Below are 251 nucleotides of genomic sequence, written 5' to 3'. Positions count from 1 at the left end.
TTCGTAAACATTTTTCAACGCAAGGTTGTGAAAGATATTCATTGTTCGGTTTTGAAGGATCAAACCTTCAAACAAAATAGGAAACACACAAAACATCTTCGGTGATGATGCGCTTGGGGGACACACCCGTTCCCATTCCGAACACGACGGTTAAGACCTAAGCGGTCGATGGTACTTGGTGGGCAGCTGCCTGGGAGAGTAGATGGTCGCCGAAGTCCTATGGGCTCATAGCTCAGCTGGTTAGAGCGCAC

1 rRNA gene is annotated in these 251 nt (G+C 48.2%); it reads left to right on the top strand.

Annotated elements, in window-relative coordinates:
• The first annotated feature begins 97 nt into the window (after window positions 1-97).
• Window positions 98-215 (top strand): 5S ribosomal RNA (gene rrf, locus GPK49_RS08490).
• Window positions 216-251: the final 36 nt, after the last annotated feature.

The organism is Clostridium sp. MCC345 (genome assembly GCF_018785345.1).
GTDB classification, from domain to species: domain Bacteria; phylum Bacillota; class Clostridia; order Lachnospirales; family Anaerotignaceae; genus Anaerotignum_A; species Anaerotignum_A faecicola.
The sequence above is the reverse complement of the archived record's forward strand: the minus strand, read 5'-3'. Positions and strand labels throughout refer to the sequence as shown.